Origin of the sequence: Phocaeicola faecicola, assembly GCF_013618865.1 — a bacterium.
Classification (GTDB): Bacteria; Bacteroidota; Bacteroidia; order Bacteroidales; family Bacteroidaceae; genus Phocaeicola; species Phocaeicola faecicola.
Genome location: NZ_JABSOE010000112.1, coordinates 1 through 5,872 on the forward strand (window position 1 = coordinate 1; position 5,872 = coordinate 5,872).

The 5,872-nt window shown below is 39.2% G+C and carries 7 protein-coding genes and 1 pseudogene; 3 read left to right on the top strand and 5 right to left on the bottom strand.

Annotated features, from left to right (window positions below; genetic code table 11):
• Window positions 1-122 precede the first annotated feature (122 nt).
• The 4 genes from H3001_RS18440 to H3001_RS18455 all read right to left on the bottom strand — a co-directional run bounded on the left by H3001_RS18440 (window position 123) and on the right by H3001_RS18455 (window position 3,103).
• Window positions 123-434 (bottom strand): nuclease-related domain-containing protein, encoded by a 312-nt coding sequence (locus H3001_RS18440; protein ID WP_246368701.1) that lies wholly within the window; start codon window positions 432-434, stop codon window positions 123-125.
• A gap of 72 nt (window positions 435-506) precedes the next feature.
• The gene (locus tag H3001_RS18445; protein WP_004291348.1) at window positions 507-950 is read right to left on the bottom strand and encodes a hypothetical protein; all 444 of its coding nucleotides are present in this window, start codon (window positions 948-950) and stop codon (window positions 507-509) included.
• Between the two features lie 55 nt (window positions 951-1,005).
• The gene (locus H3001_RS18450; protein ID WP_181215713.1) at window positions 1,006-1,725 is read right to left on the bottom strand and encodes a hypothetical protein; all 720 of its coding nucleotides are present in this window, start codon (window positions 1,723-1,725) and stop codon (window positions 1,006-1,008) included.
• A gap of 517 nt (window positions 1,726-2,242) precedes the next feature.
• A complete protein-coding gene (locus H3001_RS18455) occupies window positions 2,243-3,103 on the bottom strand; it encodes an aldo/keto reductase (RefSeq protein WP_181215714.1) in 861 nt (286 codons plus the stop codon).
• A 187-nt stretch (window positions 3,104-3,290) separates the two neighbouring features.
• Here H3001_RS18455 and H3001_RS19565 point away from each other — a divergent pair, with 187 nt between their 5' ends.
• The 3 genes from H3001_RS19565 (at window position 3,291) to H3001_RS18475 (ending at window position 5,782) form a co-directional block, all read left to right on the top strand.
• Complete coding sequence (locus H3001_RS19565; protein WP_246368702.1) at window positions 3,291-4,655, top strand: GNAT family N-acetyltransferase; 1,365 nt, start codon at window positions 3,291-3,293, stop codon at window positions 4,653-4,655.
• An 86-nt stretch (window positions 4,656-4,741) separates the two neighbouring features.
• Entirely contained in the window at window positions 4,742-5,275 is a 534-nt protein-coding gene (locus H3001_RS18470; protein ID WP_181215715.1) for a Crp/Fnr family transcriptional regulator, read from the top strand.
• 75 nt (window positions 5,276-5,350) lie between these two features.
• Window positions 5,351-5,782 carry a DUF4405 domain-containing protein gene (locus H3001_RS18475; RefSeq protein ID WP_181215716.1) on the top strand — a complete coding sequence of 144 codons (432 nt, stop codon included), beginning with the start codon at window positions 5,351-5,353 and terminating at the stop codon, window positions 5,780-5,782.
• On the opposite strand, the pseudogene H3001_RS19925 reads toward H3001_RS18475, so the two are convergent.
• Window positions 5,762-5,872, bottom strand: a pseudogene (locus H3001_RS19925) (ISAon1 family transposase); the annotation flags it as partial. The gene H3001_RS18475 and the pseudogene H3001_RS19925 sit on opposite strands and share 21 nt — an antisense overlap.

Genomic DNA, 5,872 nt, shown 5'->3' on the forward strand with positions numbered 1-5,872 from the left:
TGTAAAAGTGTGGGGGCTGAACATTCGAAACAATCTAAATGACTAAGCTTACGTCGGTCTTATTCCACACTTTGATGTTGAAACTTTATACAAAAGTACAACGTTTAATTAATATACAATGCTTACGTTGAACATTTGAGCAAATGATGCAAAAATCTTACATGTCCAGCGTTTTGTTTTATCGGATTGTAAAATTGATGTTTACTTTTATAGATGGTTTGCGTCCAGTATTCACCGTTCTCTCTGCCCAAAATCCAACCTTTATATCCCTTTGTTTCAATTACAAAGACACCATAAGGTGAAACTACAATATGGTCAATTTGTGTTGAATATCCGTTACTTTCGAATAGTAAATCATTAAAAACAACATACTCTTCTGGTAACTCTTGAATCTTGTTATTCACAAGTTTTTCAGAATACTTGCCTTTCCACATTGGCATCTTCAATTTAATAAAGATTACCACTGCAAAAAAGATAACGGTGATGGCAATATGCATATTACTGATTTAATAGATTCTTTTTATCCATCTTTTACTTGATTCAAATCCCCATTGAACATGCCATCTTCTTCCTGTTACTTTATCTAACAAAAGAAATTGATATATATTTTTTGTTGGATATAATTCAAATGTTCCACAGCCTGTACCAAGAGATAGGTCTTCGTTATTAAGGGTTGCAGAACCTTCTTTATCATCATCCAAAGACCATTGTACAATTTCTATTTTCCCTGTCATTGTATCTAATTGCAGAAAATTATATATATTTTCTGTTGGATATAGTTTGTATCTATCAAGTCCATGCATACGAAAATCTATATCTTCTACAATAGCATGTATTTTAATCAAAGTAGAATCATTAACTGTTTTGGTATGTGAAATGGAACTTTCATTTTGTGCAAAAACACATAATGGAATTAAAAATAAATAAAAAATAATCGTAAGTTTCTTCATAGGTAAATCATTTAAGTGATTAAAATTAAGGGTAATAGTATAGCTATTACTGTATTTATTTCTTCCTATTTACATCCCATTTGAAAGTATAAATATAATCTCCGATGGGAATGTTTACAATCAAAATCTTACCTTTTTTCCTTTTAATATTCATATAGCCAATAATAGCTTCATCGGGATAAATAGTTGTGGTTTTTAAATATCCTTGTTCACGTATAGTTCGGTCATTATCCATCATTTGTCCTAATGTAAGCATTTGATTGGTAGATGCGACATTTGCTTGGTATGCTGCATTAGCGTCATAATGATTGGTTATGGTAGTGTAAGCATAACCATTAGAAGAATAAGACGTAGAATAGGATGTTGAATATCCTGCTGTTCCTGCATTAATGCCGGCAGAGATTTCATATAATGCCATAGCCCATGCTTGTGAGCGTTTTATTTTTTTTTGATATTCTTCATTTGTATATACTTCAAGTTTTAAAGTATCATCTTTTTTTGTTAGTAGATTAGAGTGTACGCTATCAGGTTGGAATACAATTGGGGTTTCACTTAAATTCTTGATAAAAATATCCAAGTGATAGTATTTTCCATAATCATCTTTTTCCTCAAAGCATGAAAGACCTACAACAAAATCATTTTTGTTTAAATAAGCCCAAAATTTTCCATCATTATATTCTGTCAGGATAGAATCGTTTTGGGGGTATATGAATGTTTGGGCTTTACATATGGTTGAAAGCAATAAAAATATTACCACGCATATATTCTGTTTCATATCAACTAACTGTTTTAATTATACACCTCCAGCTGCCACAAGGACTTTATAATATCACGAAGCGTGGAACTGCAATGCCATACCTTAATTGGAGGTCCTGAGAAACCTTATGAGCAGATACAACAATAGCAGCCCACGCTATATGCGTGAGAACCACTATGCTATCCTTGCTCATTTGAAAATTTCTCAGGTTTCCAATTACAAGATAAGCATAACGCTTCTTTTAAATCTTAAATATCATATTGGATGGAGTTGTCTCAATCCAGTTACAAAGGTAGCGAAACGATCTGATAACTTGCACTATATATTTATAATTTTATGCCACGGCTTTTCTTTTCTTCCGGTTGTGGCAGGCTTAGATATGAAACAAGCCTGCCACAACCGGAAGAAAAGAAAAGCAGAGGATTCAAATTGTAAGATAAAAGGTCGGGGGTCATTGCATATTTTGTGTAAATGGTGAAGGCACAGAACAGACTCTGTTCTTTCCCATTTACACATATTGTCCGGCATTAGAAACTTACTTGGCAGGTTCAACCAGACTTCTCCACTCCATGAACTGTTTGGCCATCTGCCCGTCATGATGGTCGATGAAGAAGCTATGTTTCTCGTCCAGCAGGGCTATGGCCGCCATGTCATCCGCATCCAGTGCAAAGTCGAAAATATTCAGGTACTCGGCCATACGTTCCTTTCGGGTGCTTTTCGGAATGATGATGCCCCCGCTTTGTATCAGCCACCGTAAGGCTACCTGAGCCACCGATTTATTATATTTTTCACCGATTCTGGCGAGTGTGGAATTGTGGAAAAAGTTGTTTTTCCCTTCAACCAGAGGTCCCCACGACATGATGCGTGTACCTGTTTCCTCCATGTATTTCTTTGCCTCCAGTTGCTGATTGAAAACATGGGTTTCCACCTGATTCACCATCGGTACTATTTCCATGTTGGCAACAAGGTCAACCAGATGGTCGGGATAGAAATTACTTACGCCGATAGCGCGCAGCTTGCCCGATTTATAGGCTTTCTCCAGATCGCGGTAAGCGCCGTAACGGTCACAGAAAGGCTGGTGAAGCAGCATCAGATCGATGTAGTCGGTTTGCAGTTTGCGCAAACTCTCCTCGATGCTTTTCAGTGTTTGCCCTTCCCCGTAATTGGAAATCCATACCTTCGTTACCAGGAATATGTCCTCACGCCGGATGCCGCTTTTCTTCCAGGCACGTCCCACACCTTCCTCGTTCCAGTATGCCTGGGCGGTGTCAATCATCCGGTAACCCACACTCAAGGCATCACTTACACACCTTTCACATTCTTCAGGGGTAATCTGAAAAACCCCGTAACCCATCTGAGGCATTTCAATGCCATTGTTTAACTTGATTGTCTGCATACGCCTTTGTTTTAATGATTTTCCTTTGCAAATTTACGATACGCAACGGGATTTATGGCCAAACATATTTCGGTGTTTGTTTCACTTTTTTCGGTTCTTCACATGGCATCCGTCATACGGAAGCTTTGTATAATATCAAATTATCGGTATCTTTGCAGACATGACAAGTTACAGAAATCGGAATTTCATGAATGACGAGATTATTTTTGCCGACGATTTTGCCGCGCTAAGCTCAAGGTACATGTCCCAATATTGCACGCATGCCCTTTGCCATGCGGGTGAAATGACATTCTGCCTGGCCGGAAAGTCTTTTCGGATGACTGCCGGAGACTGTATCATATTTGTCCACAACGAACTGATAACAGATATACAAACCACGGATGATTTTCGTGCGACAGTGGTTTATATCGCTTATCCTTTCCTGTATAAGAACATACCGAGAAACGACTATGATGTGAACGGCAAGCTGACCTTGCTCCAGAATCCGGTTATGCCGTTAAACGAAGCCGGGCAGCGGACATTCATCGAAGATGTATCGTTGATCGGGAAACGGCTGGAATGTGATGCCCACCATTTTTACAGTGAATGGATAGGATGCTATACGAAAGCCTTTATTCTGGACCTTTACGATTTTCATGCCCAGCTGTACGGATACTCCTCTATATCGAAACAGAGCGCCGACATCATGAACCGTTTTGTCGAACTGTTACGGTCCGGGCTGTACCAGACCCATAGGGAAGTGTCATTTTACGCTTCACAACTATGTATTACCCCAAAATACCTTACCGAGGTGAGCAAAAAAGCAAGCGGCTTCCATGCCAATTTCTGGATAGACCGATTTACCATTACAGAAATCACCCGGCTACTGTCCGATAAGACCCTGACATTAAAAGAGATTTCAGAGAGGATGAATTTTGCGTCCGTCTCATATTTCTGCAGGTATGTAACGCGTATCTTGAAAGTGACCCCATCAGCGTACAGAAACAACCTAACGATGAAAACGAAAAATAATCCAACAATGAATATCAGAATAAGTCAAGAAGAAAATTCAGAATTGCCAGTTATCTGCAACTTGATAGAAGCAGCTTTTGCAGATATGCAGGAAAGTGACCATCAGGAACATCATTTAGTGGACAAACTGCATAAGTCCGATACATATATTCCGGAACTGTCGTTAGTTGCGAAAACAGATCAAGGAGAAATAGTAGGATATATTCTACTGACAAAAGTGGAAATCGTTTCAGAAAGTGAAGTCCATACATCTTTGGCTGCAGCTCCACTTGCTGTTCTTCCTGAATACCAGAACAGAGGCATAGGAGGAATGTTACTTAAAGAAGCTCATAAAAGGGCTGCCGCTCTTGGTTATGGAACAGCTGTCCTGCTTGGTCATAAAGACTATTATCCACGTTTCGGTTACCGCAAAGCAGCAGACTATGGTATCACGTTTCCGTTTGATGTGCCTTCTGAATATTGTCAGGTTATCGAACTGATACCTGATGCATTGAAAAGCATTAAGGGAATTGTACGTTACCCTGCAGTCTTCTTTGAATAAATAATCAGGTTCTGTTCTGGATATTAAGTCAAATTACAGTCTTATTGTCCAGAACAGAATTTTATAATCCTTTCATAGTTTTACATATGGGCAATGAGCAGTTTGGCAATACGCTTTTTAACGTAAAAGAACTTGAGGCCTTATCCATTCCATCTAAAACGATACTATTGGAGGAAGGTAAGGTTGCGGATAAGATATACCTTATCCGTAAAGGATGCTTAAGACTGTTTTTCTACAACGAAGGAAAGGATATAACCTTCCAGTTTTTCTTTGAGGGGGATTTCGTGGCTTCATTTGACAGCCTGTACAAAGGTACACCGAGCCTGTTCTCGCTGGAAAGCATCGAGCCGTCTGAAGTCCTGTCCATAAAGAAAGAAGATTTCTACAAGAAGATAGAAAGCAATCCTTCATTGAGACTGCTATATGAAGAGAAAATTATCGAGCGGTTCAGCTTCTATCAGCACCTGTTTCTGTCCCGTATTAAGAATACGCCACAGCAGAGATACGAAGAACTGTTGAAGGAATATCCAAATATCATCCAACGAGTGCCGCAACATTACATAGCTTCCTATCTTGGCATTACTCCCGTTTCGCTCTCCCGCATCAGAAACCGTCGCTAAGCTCCATTTCTTTACAATTGTTATCGTCCGTTTCCGATAAAGTAGTGACCTTTGCACCATTAAATTTGGAAATGTATGAAAAAAGTTTTTGTAATCGACTGGATTTTAATCGTTGTATTCATCGTGTCTGCCATTTCAGGAATTGGTCTGCACATAGCCGGACATGGGAACAGCCACGAAGTATGGCATAACTGGGCAGTGGTTCATGTCGTGAGCAGTGTATTGTTCCTTGTTGCCATCATATTCCATGTGACAACACACTGGGGGTGGTATAAGGGAATCATAAAAAACGGAATAGACAGGAAAAGCAAGGTTACAGCAGTTCTGTCTATCATATTTTTATTGCTGTCCGTTACAGGTATCGTATTACTTGGAGTAAGCGGAGCAAACTCTCCACTTGGACTGTGGCATTATAAAATAGGTATCATAATGATAATCATAGCTATCGGGCACATTATAAAGCGATTGTCTGGGGTCAGTAGCTTTTTAGTGGGGATATGCATATAAGTTCGCAATGCGGAATAAGAAAAACTTCTTGTCAACAACTCCCCTGAGATTCGCTCTAAAGAGTTTGATTTTAGCATTGAATGATTCAGC